General features: G+C 67.9%; 18 protein-coding genes. All 18 read left to right on the forward strand.

The window, feature by feature from the left end; translation table 11 throughout:
- Positions 1–1,113, forward strand: a 1,113-nt coding sequence (gene flhF, locus NQ204_RS18510; RefSeq protein ID WP_256644612.1) for a flagellar biosynthesis GTPase FlhF, incomplete at its 5' end; no start/stop codon positions are given.
- Positions 1,100–1,987 (forward strand): MinD/ParA family protein, encoded by an 888-nt coding sequence (locus tag NQ204_RS18515; RefSeq protein WP_116865241.1) that lies wholly within the window; start codon positions 1,100–1,102, stop codon positions 1,985–1,987. The genes flhF and NQ204_RS18515, both read left to right, overlap by 14 nt.
- Positions 1,984–2,727, forward strand: a complete 744-nt coding sequence (locus NQ204_RS18520; RefSeq protein ID WP_108768785.1) for an RNA polymerase sigma factor FliA — start codon at positions 1,984–1,986, stop codon at positions 2,725–2,727. Before NQ204_RS18515 ends, NQ204_RS18520 begins: the two co-directional genes overlap by 4 nt.
- Before the next feature lie 57 nt (positions 2,728–2,784).
- Positions 2,785–3,177 carry a chemotaxis response regulator CheY gene (cheY, locus tag NQ204_RS18525; protein WP_006365466.1) on the forward strand — a complete coding sequence of 131 codons (393 nt, stop codon included), beginning with the start codon at positions 2,785–2,787 and terminating at the stop codon, positions 3,175–3,177.
- Positions 3,177–3,782 (forward strand): protein phosphatase CheZ, encoded by a 606-nt coding sequence (locus NQ204_RS18530; RefSeq protein WP_108768784.1) that lies wholly within the window; start codon positions 3,177–3,179, stop codon positions 3,780–3,782. The genes cheY and NQ204_RS18530 overlap by 1 nt, the downstream gene beginning before the upstream one ends.
- 2 nt (positions 3,783–3,784) lie before the next feature.
- Positions 3,785–5,620, forward strand: coding sequence for a chemotaxis protein CheA (locus NQ204_RS18535; RefSeq protein ID WP_256644613.1), 1,836 nt, complete (start codon positions 3,785–3,787; stop codon positions 5,618–5,620).
- A 102-nt stretch (positions 5,621–5,722) separates the two neighbouring features.
- Complete coding sequence (locus tag NQ204_RS18540; RefSeq protein ID WP_256644614.1) at positions 5,723–6,463, forward strand: flagellar motor protein; 741 nt, start codon at positions 5,723–5,725, stop codon at positions 6,461–6,463.
- A 1-nt stretch (position 6,464) separates the two neighbouring features.
- Positions 6,465–7,487, forward strand: a complete 1,023-nt coding sequence (gene motD / locus NQ204_RS18545) for a flagellar motor protein MotD (RefSeq protein WP_116865238.1) — start codon at positions 6,465–6,467, stop codon at positions 7,485–7,487.
- A 4-nt stretch (positions 7,488–7,491) separates the two neighbouring features.
- Positions 7,492–8,274: a ParA family protein gene (locus NQ204_RS18550; protein ID WP_116865237.1), complete on the forward strand. Its 783-nt coding sequence runs from the start codon at positions 7,492–7,494 to the stop codon at positions 8,272–8,274.
- Positions 8,271–9,491, forward strand: a complete 1,221-nt coding sequence (locus tag NQ204_RS18555; RefSeq protein ID WP_256644615.1) for a chemotaxis protein CheW — start codon at positions 8,271–8,273, stop codon at positions 9,489–9,491. Before NQ204_RS18550 ends, NQ204_RS18555 begins: the two co-directional genes overlap by 4 nt.
- Positions 9,492–9,565: 74 nt before the next feature.
- The gene (locus NQ204_RS18560; RefSeq protein ID WP_079221799.1) at positions 9,566–9,874 is read left to right on the forward strand and encodes an STAS domain-containing protein; all 309 of its coding nucleotides are present in this window, start codon (positions 9,566–9,568) and stop codon (positions 9,872–9,874) included.
- Positions 9,871–10,236 carry a response regulator gene (locus tag NQ204_RS18565; protein ID WP_070207889.1) on the forward strand — a complete coding sequence of 122 codons (366 nt, stop codon included), beginning with the start codon at positions 9,871–9,873 and terminating at the stop codon, positions 10,234–10,236. Before NQ204_RS18560 ends, NQ204_RS18565 begins: the two co-directional genes overlap by 4 nt.
- A 53-nt stretch (positions 10,237–10,289) precedes the next feature.
- Complete coding sequence (locus NQ204_RS18570) at positions 10,290–12,278, forward strand: chemotaxis protein CheA (RefSeq protein ID WP_256644616.1); 1,989 nt, start codon at positions 10,290–10,292, stop codon at positions 12,276–12,278.
- Positions 12,279–12,608: 330 nt separating this feature from the next.
- On the forward strand, positions 12,609–14,849 hold the full coding sequence (locus tag NQ204_RS18575) for a methyl-accepting chemotaxis protein (protein ID WP_256644617.1): 2,241 nt from the start codon (positions 12,609–12,611) through the stop codon (positions 14,847–14,849).
- 163 nt (positions 14,850–15,012) lie between these two features.
- Positions 15,013–15,786 carry a flagellar brake protein gene (locus NQ204_RS18580; protein ID WP_116865145.1) on the forward strand — a complete coding sequence of 258 codons (774 nt, stop codon included), beginning with the start codon at positions 15,013–15,015 and terminating at the stop codon, positions 15,784–15,786.
- Between the two features lie 109 nt (positions 15,787–15,895).
- Entirely contained in the window at positions 15,896–16,387 is a 492-nt protein-coding gene (locus tag NQ204_RS18585; RefSeq protein ID WP_108768775.1) for a chemotaxis protein CheW, read from the forward strand.
- A 137-nt stretch (positions 16,388–16,524) separates the two neighbouring features.
- A complete protein-coding gene (locus NQ204_RS18590) occupies positions 16,525–16,908 on the forward strand; it encodes a hypothetical protein (protein WP_116865143.1) in 384 nt (127 codons plus the stop codon).
- Positions 16,909–17,003: 95 nt separating this feature from the next.
- Positions 17,004–19,321: methyl-accepting chemotaxis protein (locus tag NQ204_RS18595; RefSeq protein ID WP_256644618.1), on the forward strand; the 2,318-nt coding region annotated here is incomplete at its 3' end.

The raw sequence follows: 19,321 nt of genomic DNA on the forward strand, positions 1-19,321 counted from the left end.
AAGTCGGGCGGCCACCCCCGCGACTCGATCCTCGCCGACCCGCTCGAGGCCGTGGTGGCCCCGGCCGCCGCCGTGGTCGCCCCCATCGAAGCGCCGGCGGCGGAAATGCCCGCCAACGATATGGCGCCGCTGGCCGACGCCCTGCCGACCCCGGCACCCGCGCCGCAGCTGGCTCCGGCCCCGGCGCTGACGATGGTCGCCGCCGATGACGGCGAGATCCGCCAGCTGCGCCACGAGGTGGCCGGTATGCGTCAGGTCATCGAGCGCGAGATGAACCGCTTCACCGATGAGCGCCTGCGTGGCAGCGCGGTGCGCGCCACCGCCCTGGACCTGATGGACGAGTACGGCTTCGACGCGGGCCTGTCGCGCGACGTGGCCATGCAGATCCCGCTGGAGACCGAGGCCCACCGCGGTCGTGGCCTGATGCTGGGGCTGATCTCGCGCAAGCTGCCGATCGCCCCGGTCGACCCGCTGGAAGAAGGCGGCGTGATCGCCCTGGTCGGCCCGACCGGTGCCGGCAAAACCACCACCATCGCCAAGCTGGCCTCGCGCTTCGCCGAGAAGCACGCCCCGCGTGACGTCGCCCTGGTGACCACCGACACGATGCGCGTCGGCGCCCGCGAGCAGCTGTACGGCTACGGCCGCCAGCTCGGCATCGCCGTCCACGAGGCCAACAGCGGCACCGACCTGGACCAGCTGCTGGAGCGCCTGCAGGACTACAAGCTGGTGCTGATCGACACCGCCGGCCTGGGCCCGCGCGACCGTGCCCTGGCCGCCCAGCTGCAGTGGCTGCGGGCCGCCCGCCAGGTGCGCACCCTGCTGGTGCTGCCGGCCAACACCAGCTTCGGTGACATGGACGAGGTCGTCCGCCGCTTCGGCGCGGCCAACCTGCAGGGCCTGGTGCTGAGCAAGCTGGACGAGACCGGCCGCTTCGGCAACGCCCTCTCGGTGGCCGTCGACCACGCCCTGCCGATCACCTGGGTGACCGATGGACAGGACGTCCCGGAGGACCTGCACCGGGCCAGTGCAGCCAATCTCGTACTTCGCCTTGAAGATTTGCGCCGAGCGGCCGATATGCCCTGCAACCCGGAGTTGAACCATGCCGTCGCGTGAGTACGCCAAGCTGACCAATACCTTCCCGCTGTCGGCGACCCGCAGCGCGCCGCTCGGCCCTGTCCGCACCATCGCAGTGAGCGGCGGCAAGGGCGGCGTGGGCAAAACGAACGTATCGGCCAACCTCGCCGTGGCGCTGGCGGGCATGGGCAAACGCACCCTGCTGCTGGACGCCGACCTGGGGCTGGCCAACATCGACGTCATCCTCGGCCTGAACCCCAAGTTCACCCTGGCCGACCTGGTGGCCGGCCGCTGCAGCCTGGACGAGGTGATCATCGAGGGCCCCAACGGGGTCCTGGTGGTCCCGGCCGCCTCGGGCCGCCGGCACATGGCCGAACTGGCCCCGGCCGAGCACGTCGGCCTGGTCAACGTGTTCTCCGAGCTGGAACGTGATCTGGACATCATGGTGGTGGACACAGCCGCTGGCATCACCGACGGCGTGCTGACCTTCTGCCAGGCCGCGCAGGACACCGTGGTGGTGGTCTGTGATGAGCCGGCCTCGATCACCGACGCCTATGCGCTGATCAAGGTGCTCTCGCGCGAACGTGGCGTGGACCGCATCCAGGTGGTGGCCAACATGGTGCGCGACCCCAACGAGGGCCGCGTGCTGTATGAAAAGCTGACCCGCGTCTGCGAGAAGTTCCTCGCCGATGTCTCGCTGAACTACCTGGGCTGCGTGCCGCAGGATGACTGGCTGCGCCTGTCGGTGCAGCGCCAGCAGCCGGTGGTCAAAGCCTACCCGTCCAGCCCGGCCGCGCTGGCGATCACCGAGATCGCCCGCCGTACCGCCCGCTGGCAGGCGCCGACCGAACCGCGTGGCGGCGTCGAGTTCTTCCTCGAACGCATCCTCAAGCAGCGTGGGGTGACCGTATGAAAGGTGCAGCCCAGTACAAGGAAGTCCAGCGCGCCAGCGCGACCGACGTCATCGCCCAGCACTCCGATCTGGTGCGGCGCATCGCTCACCACCTGGCCGCACGCCTGCCGGCCAGCGTCGAGGTGGACGACCTGATCCAGGCCGGCATGATGGGCTTGATCGAAGCCTCGCGCAGCTATGACGCCGATCAGGGCGCCTCGTTCGAGACCTACGCCTCGATCCGCATCCGTGGCTCGATGATCGACGAGATCCGCCGTGGCGACTGGGTGCCGCGCTCGGTGCACCGCCGTGCCCGCGACGCCGCCGCCACCATCCGCCGGCTGGAGCAGAGCAGCGGCCGCGCCGCCAGCGCCACCGAAGTGGCCGCGGCGATGGACATGCCCCTGCCCGAGTACCTGCGCCTGATGGAAGACGCCTCGCGTGGCCAGGTGCTGAGCCTGGAATCGCGCATCGAGGACCAGGGCGAGCTGGACACGGTCGCCCAGGGCGGCCCGACGCCGCAGCAGGTGCTGGAACGCGGCGAATTCGGCCGCGAGCTGGGCAAGGCGATCGGCCACCTGCCCGAGCGCGAACAGCTCGTGCTGTCGCTCTACTACGAGCAGGAGCTGAACCTGAAGGAGATCGGCGCGGTGCTAGGCGTTAGCGAGTCGCGGGTCTGCCAGATCCACGGCCAGGCCGTGCTGCGACTGCGCGGCAGGCTGAAGGTCTTCGAGGCGGCCGACGCCGGCCTCGAGCAATGAACATGCGCGAGGCGGCTGCCCCCGGCCGCCCGCAGTGAACAACAAAGGAACTCTGCTTTGAACAAGAACATGCGCATCCTGATCGTTGACGATTTCTCGACCATGCGTCGCATCGTCAAGAACCTGCTGGGCGATCTGGGCTTCACCAACACCGCAGAAGCCGAGGACGGACATGCCGCGCTGTCGTTGCTGCAGAGCCAGCCGTTCGATTTCGTGGTCACCGACTGGAACATGCCGGTGATGACCGGCATCGAGCTGCTCAAGGCGATCCGCGCCGATGCCAAGCTGAAGACGTTGCCAGTGCTGATGGTGACCGCCGAAGCCAAGCGTGAGCAGATCATCGAAGCGGCCCAGAGCGGCGTCAACGGCTACATCATCAAGCCATTTACCGCGCAGACCCTGGAAGAGAAGCTCGGCAAGATCTTCGAACGCCTGGCAGCGAGCGCCTGATGGACGCCCAGGTCGACAGAAGCGCCCTCGCCCTGCGCCTGCAGGAGGCCCTGGATGCATTGGAGTCGGGTGACGAGACCGCCTGGCGCCAGCGCATCGACAGCCTGGTGGCCGCGCGCACCCAGCCGATGATGAGCGGCCTTTCACGGCTGGCCCGCGAGCTGGGCCAGGCACTGGGCGAACTGCCGACCGTGCCCGACGAGGCCGGCGAGCTGGACGATGCCTGCGCACGCCTGGACCACGTGGTGGCGATGACCGAACAGGCCACCCACCGCACCCTGGACCTGGCCGAGGAATGCCGCGCCCTGACCGAACAGCTGCGTGCAGATGGCCTGCAGCCGGGCCAGGGCGAACAGCTTGAGCGCATCCGCCACAACCTGACCGAGATCGCCCTTACCCAGAGCTACCAGGACCTGACCGGGCAGATCATCCGTCGCGTGGTCGGCATCGTCCGCCGCGTGCACGAAGGCTTCGGCGCGCTCGGCCTGCCGCCGGAACAGCATCGCACCGACCCGGAACTAGCCGGGCCGGCACTGAAGGGACTGGACCGCCACGCGGTCTCGCAGAACGACGCCGACGACCTGCTGTCGGATCTGGGGCTGTAAGCATGAGCGCGGTTGCCGACGACATCACTGCCGATTTCATCATCGAGGCCCAGGAAATCCTGGATCGCCTGGGCGAACAGCTGGTGTCGCTGGAACAGGCACCGCAGGACAACGACCAGCTCAATGCGGTCTTCCGTGGTTACCACACGCTGAAGGGTGGCGCCGGCTTCCTCGGCATCACCGCCATGGTCGAGCTGTGCCATGCGGCGGAAGAAGCGCTGGGCGCCGCGCGTGCCGGCCAAGCCGTGCTGCAGGCCCATCACTTCGATGCCGCCCAGCAGTCGCTGGACTACCTGCAGTCGATGCTCGACGCGGTGTCGTCCGGCACTGAACCCGGCTATGCGCCGCCGGAACTGATCGCCCAGTTCGACGTGCACGGTGGTGCGAGCCCCTCCACGGGCGCCGCCACGGCGGCCGCGCCGGCTGCTGCCGGCGGCGACCTGATCACCGACGACGAGTTCGAAGCGCTGCTCGACCAGCTGCACGGCGGCAACGCCCCGACTGCGGTCGCACCGCCGAAGAAGGCCGACGACGGCCTGATCAGCGAAGACGAGTTCGAAGCCCTGCTCGACCAGCTGCATGGCGGTGCCGTGCCCGGCGCCAAGCCGGTGGCTGCGGTACCGGTCGCGGCACCGCCGGCACCGGCACCTGCGCCGCGTGCGGCGGCCAAGCCGGCGGCGAACAAGCCGGTGGCCGAAGCGGAACACACCGTGCGCGTGGATACCAAGCGCTTGGACGCCATCGTCAACCTGATCGGCGAACTGGTACTGTCACGGAACCGGCTCAAGACCCTGCGCACCCGCCTGCGCGACGAAGAGCTGGACCGCGCCGTGTCGACGCTGGACATCGCCACCGCGCGCCTGCAGTCGGCGGTCATGCGCACCCGCATGCAGCCGGTCGGCAAGGTGTTCTCGCGCTTCCCGAAGGTGGCCCGCGACGTCGCGCGTTCGCTGCAGAAGGAAGTGGACCTGGAGCTGATCGGCGCCGAGACCGAACTGGACCGCAACCTGGTCGAAGCGCTGGCCGACCCGCTGGTGCACCTGGTGCGCAACGCCATCGACCACGGCGTGGAAATGCCCGACCTGCGCGAAGCCCAGGGCAAGCCACGGATGGGCCATGTGCGCCTGTCGGCGCAGCAGGAAGGCGACTACGTCAGCATCGAAGTACAGGACGACGGTGCCGGCATCGATCCGGAAAAGCTGCGCGCCAAGGCACGCGAGAAGGGCCTGATCGATCCGGAAGCCGCCGCCCGCCTGAGCAGCGAGGAATGCCTGCACCTGGTGTTCCTGCCGGGCTTCTCGACCAAGCAGCAGGTCACTGATATTTCCGGCCGCGGCGTCGGCATGGACGTGGTGCAGTCGCGCATCCGTGAACTGAGCGGCCAGATCCAGATCCAGTCCGAACTGGGCCGTGGCAGCCGCTTCCTGATCCGCGTGCCGCTCACCCTGGCCATCCTGCCGACCCTGCTGGTGCAGGCCGGCGAGGATGTCTACGCCCTGCCGCTGGCCCGCGTGATGGAAGTGCTGCACGCGCCGCGCACTTCGCTGGGCTGGTTCGATGGCCGCGCGGTGCTGGACCGCCGCTCGCACACCCTGCCGCTGGTCGACCTGCGCCAATGGCTGGATGTGACGCCGGCCGCCTCCACGCTGCTGACCATCGTGGTGCTGCAGGCCGGTGAAGCGCGCTTCGGCCTGGTCGTGGACCAGGTGCGCGGCCGCGAGGAAGTGGTGATCAAGCCACTGCCCAAGGCCCTGCGCGGCCTGCGCGGTTACGCTGGTGCAACCTTGATCGGCGATGGTCGCATGGCCCTGATCCTGGACGTGGACGGCCTGCGCTGACCCCCCGCCGGGCCCTGCCCGGCGACCCGAAAACTGTGACTACCGTCTGTACACGATCTACCGGTGTCTCAAGTCCCATTCACACAAGCCGATACCGGACCCATGGATAGACTCAGCCTCATTGGACTCTTTCTCGCCCTGGCCTCGCTGGTCGGCGGCAGCATCCTGAAAGGCGCCGGCCTGGCTTCGCTGTGGTCGCCTGCCGCCTTCGTGATCGTGATCGTCGGCACCGTCGCGTCGATCCTTCTGCACACCGCCCCGGCGGTGTTCAAGCACGCCTTCAACATCGTGCGCTGGGTCGTGCGCCCGCCACACAGCGACCGCCATGAACTGATCAAGCAGATCGTCGAGTGGAGCAACATCGCCCGCCGCCAGGGCCTGCTGGGCCTGGAATCGCAGGTGGAAGCACAGCGCGACCCGTTCCTGCGCAAGGGCCTGCAGCTGCTGGTCGATGGCGTGGAGCCGGAATCGATCCGGCACATGCTGGAAATCGAACTGAGCGGCCAGGAACACCAGGACCAGGCCGCGGCCAAGGTCTTCGAGGCCATGGGCATCTATGCACCGACCCTGGGCATCATCGGCGCCGTGCTGGGCCTGATCGCGGTGATGAAGAACCTGGCCGACCCCAGCAAGCTGGGCCACGGCATCGCCGCCGCGTTCACCGCCACCATCTACGGCATCGCTTCGGCCAACCTGCTGTTCCTGCCCATCGCCGCCAAGCTGAAGGGCGTGATCGCGCACAACACCCGCGACCGCGAGATGGTCATCGAAGGCCTGATCTCGATCGCCCAGGGCGAAAACCCGCGCAACATCGAAACCAACCTCACCGGCTTCCTGCACTGACATGGCCCGCCGCAAGCACCACGAAGAGCACGCCAACCACGAGGCATGGGCCATCCCCTATGCCGACCTGATGACGTTGCTGCTCGCCTTCTTTGTGGTCATGTATGCCATTTCCTCGGTCAACGAGGGCAAGTACCGGATCATGGCCGATGCCCTGACCGATGCGTTTGGCGGCGCACCGCGCACCATCAACCCGGTGCAGGTGGGCAACAGGCAGGTGCAGGGTGGCGGCTGGGACAGCCCGTCGGTCATCAAGTCCGGCACCAAGATCGGCCCGTCCGCGCCCGCACCGTCGCACGATCCCACCCTGCTGCCATCGATGGCTTCGCAGATGCGCATGCCGGTGTCGGTGCACAACCAGGAACAGATCGCACGTGCCGAGCGCCAGCTCAACAGCATCGCCGACCGCCTGACCGCCGCACTGTCGCCGCTGATCGACCGCGGCATGATCAGCGTGCGCCGCACCGAGTTGTGGATCGAAGTCGAGATCAACAGCGACATCCTGTTCCCCACCGGCTCGGCCGCGCTGGACGTGCACGCACGGCAGACCTTGGCCAGCCTGGCCGAAGTGCTGCGTGACGTGCCCAACAGCGTGCGCGTGGAAGGCCACACCGACGACGTGCCGATTGCCACCGCGACCTTCCCGTCCAACTGGGAGCTCTCGGCCGGTCGCGCCGCCAGCGTGGTGCATCTGTTCGCCGACCAAGGCGTGCAGCCCTCGCGGCTGGCCATGGTCGGCTACGGCCAGTTCCGCCCGCGCGATGCCAATGACAGCGCGCAGGGCCGCAACCGCAACCGGCGGGTGATGGTCATCATCCTGGCCGACACCAGCCATGCCGTCGATCCGCTGGGCGATCGCCTGAATGCCGCTGCAGGTGGCGGCAGCGCCGCCGCCGGCGCGACCACCGAAGCTGCTGCAACATCGCGCAGCGCCCCCGTTTCCCCCATCGCACCGGTGCAGTTGCCGCCGGTGCCGGCTGGCAGCCGCGTCGGCGCCGCCGTTCCCCCGGCAATGAAGGAGTAACCCGATGCGCATCTGGGCAGTCGCCAACCAGAAGGGTGGAGTCGGCAAGACCACCACCACCCTCGCCCTCGGTCGCGGCCTGGCCGCACAGGGCCACCGCGTGCTGTTGATCGACCTGGACCCGCACGCCTCGCTCACCCGCGCCTTCGGCGTGCCGGTCGAGCCGGCGCCGGCCGGCGTGCTGGAACTGTTCGGCGCACCGCCGGCCGAGCTGTCCACGCTGAGCCACCCCAGCAGCATCGGCGGCCTGGACTACGTGTGCGCGCAGGCCTCGCTGGCCACCCTGGAACGGCGCAGCGCCAACCAGCCCGGACTTGGCCTGGCGCTGCAGAATGCGCTGGCCCGCCACCACGGCCAGCACGACTACATCCTGCTGGACTGCGCGCCCACCCTCGGCCTGCTGATGATCAACGCGCTGGCCGCAGCCGACCGCCTGATCATTCCGACCCAGGCCGAGCCGCTGGCCCTGCACGGCCTGGACGGCATGGTGCGCACCGGCGAGATGGTCGAGCGCTCGCGCCGCCGTCCGCTGCCGATCTCGATCCTGCCGACGCTGTTCGACCGCCGCACCCGTGCCGGCAACGAATCGCTGCGCACCATGCAGGACCGCCATGGCACCCGCGTGTGGGAAGACGCGATCCCGATCGATACCCGCATCAGCAACGCCGCCGGCCTGACCCTGCCCAGCGTGGGCGAGGACTATCCGGGCCGCGGCCTGGCTGCCTATCGCCGTGCGCTGAACTGGATCGTCGGCGAAGACGCGCGTGCCCTGGAGCAGGCAGCATGAACACCCCCGGCGTGCTGGACGACTATCTGGACGAGCTGCTGGGCGAGGCCATCGCCGTCGCCGCGCCCGAGCGCGAACCCACTTGGGACGACCTGCCGGCCGAGGTCATCTACGAGACCGGCGACGCGCCCGTTGCCAGCGCTGCGGACGACGCCGCGCTGGAAGCCGCCTTCGAAGCCGCCGTGGTTGCGGCACCCGAACGCGAACCCACCTGGGACGACCTGCCGGCCGAGGTCATCTACGAGACCGGCGACGCGCCCGCTGCCAGCGCTGCGGACGACGCCGCGCTGGAAGCCGCCTTCGAAGCCGCCGTCGTTGCGGCGCCCGAACGCGAACCCACCTGGGATGACCTGCCCGCCGAAGTGATCTACGAGACCAGCGACAGCGCCAGTAGCGCCGGGCCACACCCGGCGAGCGCAGCGGCGCCCGAACCCACCACCGAGCCGGACGCCCCCAAGCCCACCTGGGACGACCTGCCGGACGAAGTGATCTACGAAACCGACAGCGCCGACAGCCATCGCCTGGCGCACACCGACAGCCCCGCCCTGCAGGCCGCCTTCGAGGCCGCCGCGGTAGGCGAGGCCGTGCCGCCGCCGGCGCCGGTCGTGCCCGCAGCGCCCATCCCGGCAGCGCCCCGCCCTGCCCCTGCGCCGGTCGCACGCGCCGCCGTCGCACCGCCGCCGCGCGTTGCCCTCGATACGCCGCCCGGCATCCGCCCCGGCAGCTGGCAGGAACTGCAGGCGCAGGCCCACCAGCCGCCGCATGGCGCCAACCCGCACAACCGCCGCGCCGCCGAACGCACCTCGCGCTGGCTGCGCCTGCGCTGTGGCACCCAGGCCTATGCACTGGAACTGCTGAAGGTGCAGGAAGTGGTGCTGCCCGTGCCGCTGCTGCCGCTGCGCGGCACGGCGCCGGCCATGCTCGGCATCATGAACCTGCGTGGCCAGGTGGTGCCGGTGATGGACCTGGGCATCCACCTGGGCGCGGCCACCGCCGAGGACGATGCGCAGACCCGCATCGTGGTGCTGGAAGAGAACGGTGAAACCCTCGGCCTGCGCGTGTCCGCGGTCGAGGACGTGGCCAGCCTCACCGATTCGCAGATCGAGCCACCCGATACCGCCCGCATCTGCCAGATCTCCAACGAGCTCTTCCGCGGCGTGGCCCGCATCAGCCAGCGGCCGATGATCCTGCTCGATGCGACCCGGTTGTTGGGCTGAGCGCGTCGATTCAACCCTAAAGAACCCCTGCCGGGTGCCGTTATGGATCTCGGAACCGTTTGTCCGGAGCAACGATGAGCACTGTCGAACTGGGTGACGATCTCGGCATCGAGAACAGCACCGAGCTCAAGAACCGCCTTTCGCCCCTCGTGGCGGAAGCAGGCGAACTGACCCTGGACGCAAGCCAGGTCGGTCGCATCCACACGGCCAGCGTGCAGGTGCTGTGTGCGTTCGTGCAGGCGCGCCGCGAGGCGGGCCTGGGCACCGGCTTCCACGGCTGCACTGCAACCTTCCGTGACGCCGCCCGCCTGTTGGGCGTCACCCAGGCCCTGGGCCTGGACGTACCCCATGACAACCTGAAATCTGTGGAGAACGCTGCATGAGCGCACGTATCTTGGTGGTGGACGATTCGGCGTCGATGCGCCAGATGGTTTCCTTCGCCCTCACCTCGGCCGGTTTTGCCGTCGAAGAAGCCGAAGACGGCGCGGTCGCGCTCGGTCGCGCCAAGGGCCAGCGTTTCAACGCGGTGGTCACCGACGTCAACATGCCGAACATGGATGGCATCAGCCTGATCCGCGAGCTGCGCCAGCTGCCGGACTACAAGTTCACCCCGATGCTGATGCTGACCACCGAGTCGGCTGCGGACAAGAAGTCCGAAGGCAAGGCCGCCGGTGCCACCGGCTGGCTGGTCAAGCCGTTCAACCCCGAACAGCTGGTCGCCACCGTGCAGAAGGTGCTGGGCTGATCGCCCGGCATCCCTGAACCGCCCCTACCCCACGTTTCCGGATTGCCTCTGCCATGAGCATGGACCTGCAACGCTTCCACGCCACCTTCTTCGAGGAGAGCCGCGAAGGCCTCGACGCAATGGAGGCCGGCCTGCTGGCCCTGGAATCGGGGCAACAGGACGCGGAGATCATCAATTCGGTGTTCCGCGCCGCCCACTCCATCAAGGGTGGCGCCGGCACCTTCGGTTTCGATGCGATCGCCGGCCTGACCCACGTTCTGGAAACGCTGCTGGATGAGCTGCGTGCCGGCAAGCGTGCGCTGGAACCGGCCGCGGTGGACGCGATGCTGTCCTCGGTGGACGTGCTGCGCGCCCTGCTGCGCGAAGCCGAGCACGGCCAGGCCGCTGATCCGGCCGCCGTCGCCGCGGTGAAGGCGCGACTGGAAGCCGTGCTGTCCGGCCAGGCCGCCGCCAGCGCTCCGGCCGCTGCCGAAGCCAAGATCGACGACACGCCCGAAGCCTGGCAGATCGGCTTCACCCCGGCGCCGTCGCTGTTCATGAGCGGCAACGACCCGCTGCGCATCATTCGCGAACTGGAACACCTGGGTTCGCTGCAGGTCGCCGCGCGCATGGAGCGCCTGCCCGGCTTCGCCCAGCTCGACCCGCTCGAAGCCCACCTGGCGTGGGACCTGGGCCTGGTCGGCAAGGTGCCGCGCAGCAAGATCGAAGACACCTTTGCCTGGGTGCTGGACGACTGCGATCTGGACATCCGTCCGGCTGCGCCGCCGAGCCTGGCCACCCAGGCCCCCGTTGTTGCCCCTTCCACCCCCGCTGCACCGGTGGCTGCAGCCGCCCCCGCCGCACCGGCCGCCAGTGGCGGCGCACAGGAAGCGGAAACCTCGATCCGCGTCAGCGTGGACAAGGTCGACGCACTGATCAACCTGGTCGGCGAACTGGTCATCACCCAGGCCATGCTCAAGCAGGTCTCGCACGCACTGGACCCGGTGCATGCCGAAAGCCTGTTCGCCGGCCTGGACCAGCTTGAACGCAATACCCGCGATCTGCAGGAAGCGGTGATCGGCGTGCGCATGCTGCCGGTCGATGCGGTGTTCCGCCGCTTCCCGCGCCTGGTCCGCGACCTCTCGACCCGCCTCGGCAAGCAGGTGCGCCTGCGCACCGTCGGCGAAGGCACCGAACTGGACAAGGGCCTGATCGAAAAGATCGCCGACCCGCTGGTCCATCTGGTCCGCAACTCGATCGACCACGGCCTGGAAATGCCGGACGTGCGTCGTGACGCAGGCAAGGACGAGACCGGTACGATCACCCTGGCCGCTTCACACCAGGGGGGCCACATCGTCATCGAAGTCAGCGACGACGGCCGCGGCCTGAACCGCGACAAGATCCTGGCCAAGGCGCACGAACGCGGCCTGGCCGTACCGGACAACCCGACCGATTCGCAGGTCTGGGACCTGATCTTCCAGCCCGGCTTCTCCACGGCCGATGCGGTGACCGATCTGTCCGGCCGAGGCGTGGGCATGGACGTGGTCCGCCGCAACATCCAGGCACTGGGTGGTGAAGTGCAGATTGAAAGCAGCCTGGGCAGCGGGACGCGCACGCTGATCCGCCTGCCACTGACCCTGGCCATCCTCGACGGCATGACGGTGGCGGTGGCCGGTGAAACCCTGATCCTGCCGCTGGCCTACGTGCTGGAAGCCCTGCAGCCGCAGCCCGAGGACATCCGCAGCATGGCCGGCGAAGGCCGCGTGCTGCGCGTGCGTGGCGAGTACCTGCCGATCCTCTCGCTGAGCGAGTACTACGGCTACGGCGCCCGCCGCGCCAACAGCGAATCGCTGGTGGTGGTGGTCGAGGGCGATGGCCAGAAGATCGCCCTGGAAGTAGACGAACTGGTCGGCCAGCAGCAGGTGGTGGTGAAGAACATCGAGAACAACTACCGCCGCATCGGCGGGGTGTCCGGTGCCACCATCCTCGGCGACGGCCGCGTCGCCCTGATCGTCGACATCGGTGGCCTGGTGCGCTCGCTGCGCGTGCCGCAGGCCGCCTGACCCACCGCACCGCGTTGTACCCGAACCGCCGCCCGCAGGGGCGGCGGTTTTCGTTTGCGCGCGCTTCAATCGCGCTGACCACATTGTGTGACATTGGTCGTGCCGGCGGTTGCACCTGAAACCAGCTGTCCGGGCCAGGGCCATGGCGGTGCAACGCTTTCCACATCGGCTTGCCGGGCGAGTGACTGTGACATTGATCTTAAAGTCCCGTGATCTGACGCCGCTATCTGTCTGTGACGGCGGTCACTATCAAGACGCCCAGCCACGCCGTTACGCATTGCCCCTTCCAAGGCCGCCCGCGCGCGGCTCCACTGTCACCTGGAGCATTTCATGAAGTGGTTCCACGATCTGCCCATCGCCCGCAAGCTGGCGCTGGGTTTCACTTTGACCACCCTGATGACGGTGGTCCTGGGCGTGTTTGCGCTGCTGCGCCTCTCCGAAGCCAATGCACAGCTGGGCTCGATGGCGACCAATGACATGCCCTCGCTGCAGCACCTGGGCGAGGCGCGCTCGCTGCTGGGCGAGTTCCGCACTTACGAGATGGCCCTGCTGACCATGCTGGACCAGCCTGACCGGGTTGCCGACTACAACAAGCGAATGGATGACACCGCGCAGACGGTACGCGATGAGTTGGCGGCGTACGCCGCCATTCCAGCCAGTGACGCCGAGCGTGCGCTGTTCACGCCGGTGAAAGCCGACGTAGATGCCTATCTCGCTGCCAATGCCAGGCTGCGTGAAGCAGTGAACACCGGCGACGCCGTGCTGGCCCAGCAGATTTCCGACGAGCAATCTCGGCCGGCACGGCGCAAGGCGTTCGATGACCTGAAGGCGCTGAGCGGATTCCTCAGCAAGCAGATGCAGGGCAAGATCGAGGGCGCCAACGCCACCCACCGCAACAGCATCATCGCCGTGGTCAGCTGCGTGGTACTGCTGTCCCTGCTCGCAGCCGCACTGGCCGTGGTCATCTCGCGCGCGGTCACCGGCCCGCTTGGAAAGGCGCTTACCGCCATCCAGGCCGTCGCTCGCGGCGATCTCAGCGTCAGCACCCAGGCCACCAGCCAGGATGAAGCCGGTCGCATGCTCGCCGCGACCAGCGAGATGACCGCCATGCTGCGCCGCTTCTCCGAGCAGACCCAGCTGATGGCGCAGATGCATGCCGGTCCGGACATCAGCCATCGCATTCCCGAGGATTTCCCCGGCGTCTACGGCCAGCTGGCCGGCGGGATCAATACGGTCATCTTCGAACACCTGGATGCAATCGTTGATGCCATCGATGTACTCAACCAGTACGCCGTCGGCAACCTGGCCCCGGACGCACGGCGCCTGCCGGGCAGCCGCGCCATCCTGCACGAATCGATGGATGCCGCCAAGGCCAGCCTGCTGGCCATCAACACGCAGATCCAGCAGTTGGCCAACGCTGCGGCCGCCGGTGACTTCAGCCAGCGCGGTGACGCCGGTTGCTTCGACCATGACTTCAAGGTGATGATCGAGCAGCTGAACTCGATGATGCAGGTGGCCGACGGCAACCTGGGCCAGCTCTCGCAGCTGCTGCAGGCCATCGCCGAGGGCGACCTCACCGCACGCATGGATGGCCAGTTCCACGGCGTGTTCGCCCGCATGCGCGATGATGCCAATACCACCGTCAGCCAGCTGACCCAGATCGTCGGCCAGATCCAGGCCAGCGCTGGCAGCATCACCCTGGCCGCCGGCGAGATCGCTTCAGGCAACAGCGACCTGTCGCGCCGTACCGAACAGCAGGCCGCCAATCTGGAAGAGACCGCGGCATCGATGGAGGAACTCACCTCCACCGTGAAGCAGAACGCCGAGCACGCCCGCCAGGCCAACCAGCTGGCCATCGGTGCACACGGCGTCGCTTCGCAGGGCGGCGAAGTGGTCGGGCAGGTGGTCGTCACCATGTCGGCCATCGAAGCCTCCTCGAAGAAGATCGCCGAAATCATCTCCGTCATCGACGGCATCGCCTTCCAGACCAACATCCTGGCGCTGAATGCCGCGGTGGAAGCGGCGCGTGCCGGTGAACAGGGTCGCGGCTTCGCCGTGGTCGCCAGCGAAGTGCGTACCCTCGCCCAGCGCTCGGCCGCCGCCGCGAAGGAAATCAAGGGCCTGATCGATGATTCGGTCGGCAAGGTCGCCGAAGGCTCCAGCCTGGTGCACCAGGCCGGCAGCACCATGGGCGAGATCGTCGCCTCGGTGCAGCGCGTCACCGACATCATGGCCGAGATCTCCGCTGCCTCGCAGGAGCAGTCGGCTGGCATCGAACAGGTCAACCAGACCGTGGTGCAGATGGACGAAACCACCCAGCAGAACGCCGCGCTGGTGGAAGAAGCCACGGCCGCCGCAAGGGCGATGGAAGACCAGGCTGCGCAGCTGGGCGAAGCCGTGGCCCGCTTCCGCTTGGCCACTCCCGGCCTGAGCGCTCCCGCACCGCGCGCCATTGCCGCAGCCCCGGTGGCGCGCAAGCCCACGGCAGTTGCCACCCCGGCCCCGTTGCGGGCCCGCAAGCCGGTGGCGCAGCCTGCGCTGGCCGGTGACGGCGACTGGCAGGAGTTCTGAGCCACAGCGGGTCCGGTTGCAGCATGACCGGACCCGCATCAAGGCGGCGGCACCGTCCATGGAAAGTGATGCATTTCACACTTCATAATTGCCGACCTTGGCCGATACTTCCTTCAAGCCACGCGCCCGCGCGTGTCGGCCCCCGCCCCAGAATCAAGATTCCATGTCCGACGGCCACGACAACGACCAGCACGATGCCCACGCGGCCGACGCCGACGACGAACGCTTCCTGGTGCGCAATCCCCGCCAGCTGCGCCAGCTGCTGCGTTCGCTGATCGACCAGCGTTCGCTGATCAACGCCCACATCGACGGCCGTGATCGCTCCTTCCCGACCGCCCTGCTGGACCTGGACGAGGACGACGATTTCCTGCTGCTCGATGGCAGCCCGCAGGAAGCCTCCAACCGCGCCGCCGAAGACGCCGATCACCTGCTCTGCTTCGCCCAGCTGGAACGGGTGCTGGTGCGCTTCCGTCTGCACGACCTGCAGCGGGTGGACAACGAGGGCCACGTGGCTTTCCGCGCACCCCTGCCCGAAGAACTGGTACACCTGCAGCGGCGCGAACTGTACCGCCTGGAGACCCCCATCACCGACTCGCCGCAGCTGTCCCTGCCCGCCGGTGAAGTGGGCAGCGAAGCGCTGTCGATGCGCGTGGTCGACATCAGCGGCGGCGGCCTGGCCGTCACCGTGCCCAGCGACTGCGCGGTGTTCAGCCTGCAGAAGCGCTACAACGCCGTGCTGTCGATGCCCGATGGCCCGGACCTGCAGATTTCCCTGGTGGTCTGCAACATGCTGCCGCAGCGGCAACCCAACGGCATCGAGGTCAAGCGCATCGGCATGCGGTTCGACGACCTGCCGCGCGGAGGCGACAGCGCCATCCAGCGTTACATCTTCCGCATCGACCGCCAACGCAAGGCGCGCCAGAACGGCGAGATGTAAGAGGTAGCGCCGGGCCATGCGTGGATGGCGCACCTACCCACCTAAAGTCCCCACCCACGGGGCCGATATCGAGGCTGATACCGGGACTTCCGGCAGACCAGGACCCTCGATGAACGACAAGACCAGCTCCACCGCCAGCGCCGGTGGCGAATTCCTCAGCTTCACCCTCGGCGCCGAGCACTACGGCGTGGACATCCTCAAGGTGCAGGAAATCCGCGGTTACGACGCGGTCACCCGCGTGCCGGACGCACCGGACTACATCAAGGGCGTCATCAACCTGCGCGGCACCATCGTTCCGGTCATCGACCTGCGCTTGAAGCTGCGCCTGGAAAACGCGACCTACGACGCCTTCACTGTGATGATCGTGCTGAACGTGGATGACCGCGTGGTCGGCATCGTCGTCGACAGCGTGTCCGACGTGATCCCGCTGTCGGGCGATCAGATCCGCCCCACCCCGGAGTTCGGCGCCGCCGTCGATACCCGCTTCATTTCCGGTATCGGCACGCAGGACGACCGCATGCTGATCCTGCTGGACATCGAAACCCTGCTGGACAGCGCCGACATGGGCCAGGCCAGCCTGGTCGAAGACGCCGCTGCGTGAGCCGACGGACTTCCCTCACGTTTCTGTAACCGAGCCCTTCAGTTCCCCGCGGCCATGCCGATAGGGGGACAGGAACCCGGTCGCGCAGGAGCGCGCAGTACCGGATCGACCATCACAATCCCCGGAGAATCACACCGATGAAGTCCCTGCTTGCGTTCGTTTCGGCCGCTGCCCTGGCCACCACTGCTTCTTCCGCCATCGCACAGTCGGCCGACATGATCCCGCCGGAAATGGCGCCGCGCTCGGTCGGCAAGGACGGCATGGTCTGCGGCAAGGTCGAGAAGGCCCGCTTCGCGGAAGGGTCCGAAGGCCAGCCGACCTTCCTGTACATGGGCGGCGCCTTCCCGCGCCACACCTTCTCGGCCCGCATCGCCGGCGAGAACCGCAGCAAGTTCAACTTCCCGCTGGAAAGCCTGGAAGGCAAGACCGTCTGCGTGCTGGGCAAGATCCAGCGCGATGCCTCGCGCGCTGAAATCGAAGTCAGCTCGCCGGCAAGCCTGAAGCTGGCCAACATCAAGTAATCCGCTGTCCGTCACCACGCCGGCTGCTGCCGGCGTGGTCTGCTGCAACCGGGCCGGACGCCCGGGCGCGTCTGCCTTAGGAGATCACAACGCCCATGTCGTGGATCAACAACCTCAAACTGATGCCGAAACTGTTGCTGACGTTCGGTGTCATCCTGCTGGTGATGCTGCTGCAGGGCATCGTCGCCTATCGCGGTCTGCATTCGCTGAACAACGTCACCACGGAGCTGGCGGGATCGCGGATGGAGAGCATCCGCATGGCCGGCGAAATGCGTGGCATGGTGGGTGAATACCGTAACGCCGCCTACCAGCAACTGATCCGCGCCAGCGACGACGTCAAGGCCGACGCGCGCAACCGCGCCAAGGACGTGCGTGCACGCATGGACAAGGCGGTGGTCGATTACCCGAAGATGATCGACAACGCGCAGCAGAAAAAGCTCTTTGATGCCTTCGCCGCGGACTGGAAAGCAGCCCTGGCGTCGTATGACAGCGTTACCGAAATGCTGGAGCTGGACCTGCCGGACGATGCCATCGACACCTTCGTCGGCGAAACACGCACAAAGCACAACAAGGCGACGGCGGCCCTGGAGTCACTGATCGCCGAAGACAATCGCCTGGCGCGCGCATCGCGCGACGAGGCGTCCTCCACTTACGCCGCATCGGCCACGCTGATGGTGATTGCCCTGTTCGGCGGCGCCGCGCTGGGACTGGTGCTGGTGTGGTTGATCGCCCGTGCACTGGTCGGCAGCGTGCGTGGCGCCGTCTCGGTTGCCAACGACGTCGCCGGTGGCAAGCTCGACGGCCATATCGATGTCAGCCGCCAGGATGAAGTGGGCGAACTGATGCAGGCCATGCAGCGCATGCAGCGCGACCTGCGCGAGCGCATCGAGACCGATGCCGCCGTCGCCCGCGAGAACCTGCGCATCCGTACCGCGCTGGACTACAGCTCCACCGGCGTGTACCTGACCGACCCGAACAACACCATCGTCTACAGCAACCGCGCCCTGCAGCAGACCCTGGCCCAGTACCAGGATGACGTGCGCCGCGACCTGCCGGACTTCGACGCCCAGGCGTCGCTGGTCGGCAAGCCGGTGACCGTGCTGGAACACCGTGGCGAGATGGACACCAGCCTGGTGGCCAACCTGAAGGCCCACGGCGTCGCCCGCCGCCCGATGCAGTACGGCGATGCGCAGTTCGCCCAGGTGGCCTCGACCATCCGCAACGAAGCCGGTGAGACCGTCGGCTACGTGGTGGAATGGCGCGACCGCACCCAGGAAGCGCAGGTCGAAGCCGAAGTGGCCCGCGTCATCGCCCAGGCTGCCGCCGGCGACCTGTCCGGCCGCATCGATGCCAACGGCAAGGAAGGCTTCTTCCTGCAGCTGGCCCAGCAGATCAACGGCCTGCTGGACGCCAACGCCGGCAGCATCGAGCAGATCTCCGGCCTGCTGGCAGCCCTGTCGCAGGGTGACCTGACCGTGCGCATGCACGGCGATTACCAGGGCGTGTTCGCTCGCATGCGTGACGATGCCAATGCCACCGCCGCGCAGCTGAGCGAGATCGTCACCCGCATCAAGCAGTCCAGCCGCGCGATCAGCTCGGCCGCTGGCGAGATCGCCTCGGGCAACAGCGACCTGTCGCGCCGCACCGAGCAGCAGGCCGCCAACCTCGAAGAAACCGCCGCCTCGATGGAGGAGCTGACCTCGACCGTTCGCCAGAACGCCGAGCACGCCCGCCAGGCCAACCAGCTGGCCATCGGTGCGCACGGCGTCGCTTCGCAGGGCGGCGACGTGGTCGGCCAGGTGGTCACCACCATGTCGGCCATCCAGGCGTCGTCGAAGAAGATCGCCGAGATCATCTCGGTCATCGACGGCATCGCCTTCCAGACCAACATCCTGGCGCTGAACGCTGCGGTGGAAGCCGCGCGTGCAGGTGAGCAGGGACGCGGCTTCGCCGTGGTCGCCAGCGAAGTGCGCACCCTGGCACAGCGCTCGGCCGCTGCAGCGAAGGAGATCAAGGGCCTGATCGACGATTCGGTCGGCAAGGTCAACGATGGCTCGGCACTGGTTCACAAGGCCGGCGCGACCATGGGCGAGATCGTCGCCTCGGTGCAGCGCGTGACCGACATCATGGCCGAGATTTCCGCAGCTTCGCAGGAACAGTCCGCCGGCATCGAGCAGGTCAACCAGACCGTGGTGCAGATGGACGAAACCACCCAGCAGAATGCCGCGCTGGTGGAAGAAGCCACCGCTGCCGCCCGTGCGATGGAAGAGCAGGCAGGCCACCTGAGCGAGGCCGTGTCGATCTTCGTGGTGGACGAAGCCGAGACCGCGGTCGCCCCGCGTGCCCCGGCCCCGGCCCCGCGCGTGGCCGCCCCGGCAACGGCACCGGCCGCACCGCCGGCACGTCGCAGCAC

The sequence above is a fragment of the Stenotrophomonas testudinis genome, from assembly GCF_024499815.1.
Lineage (GTDB): Bacteria > Pseudomonadota > Gammaproteobacteria > Xanthomonadales > Xanthomonadaceae > Stenotrophomonas.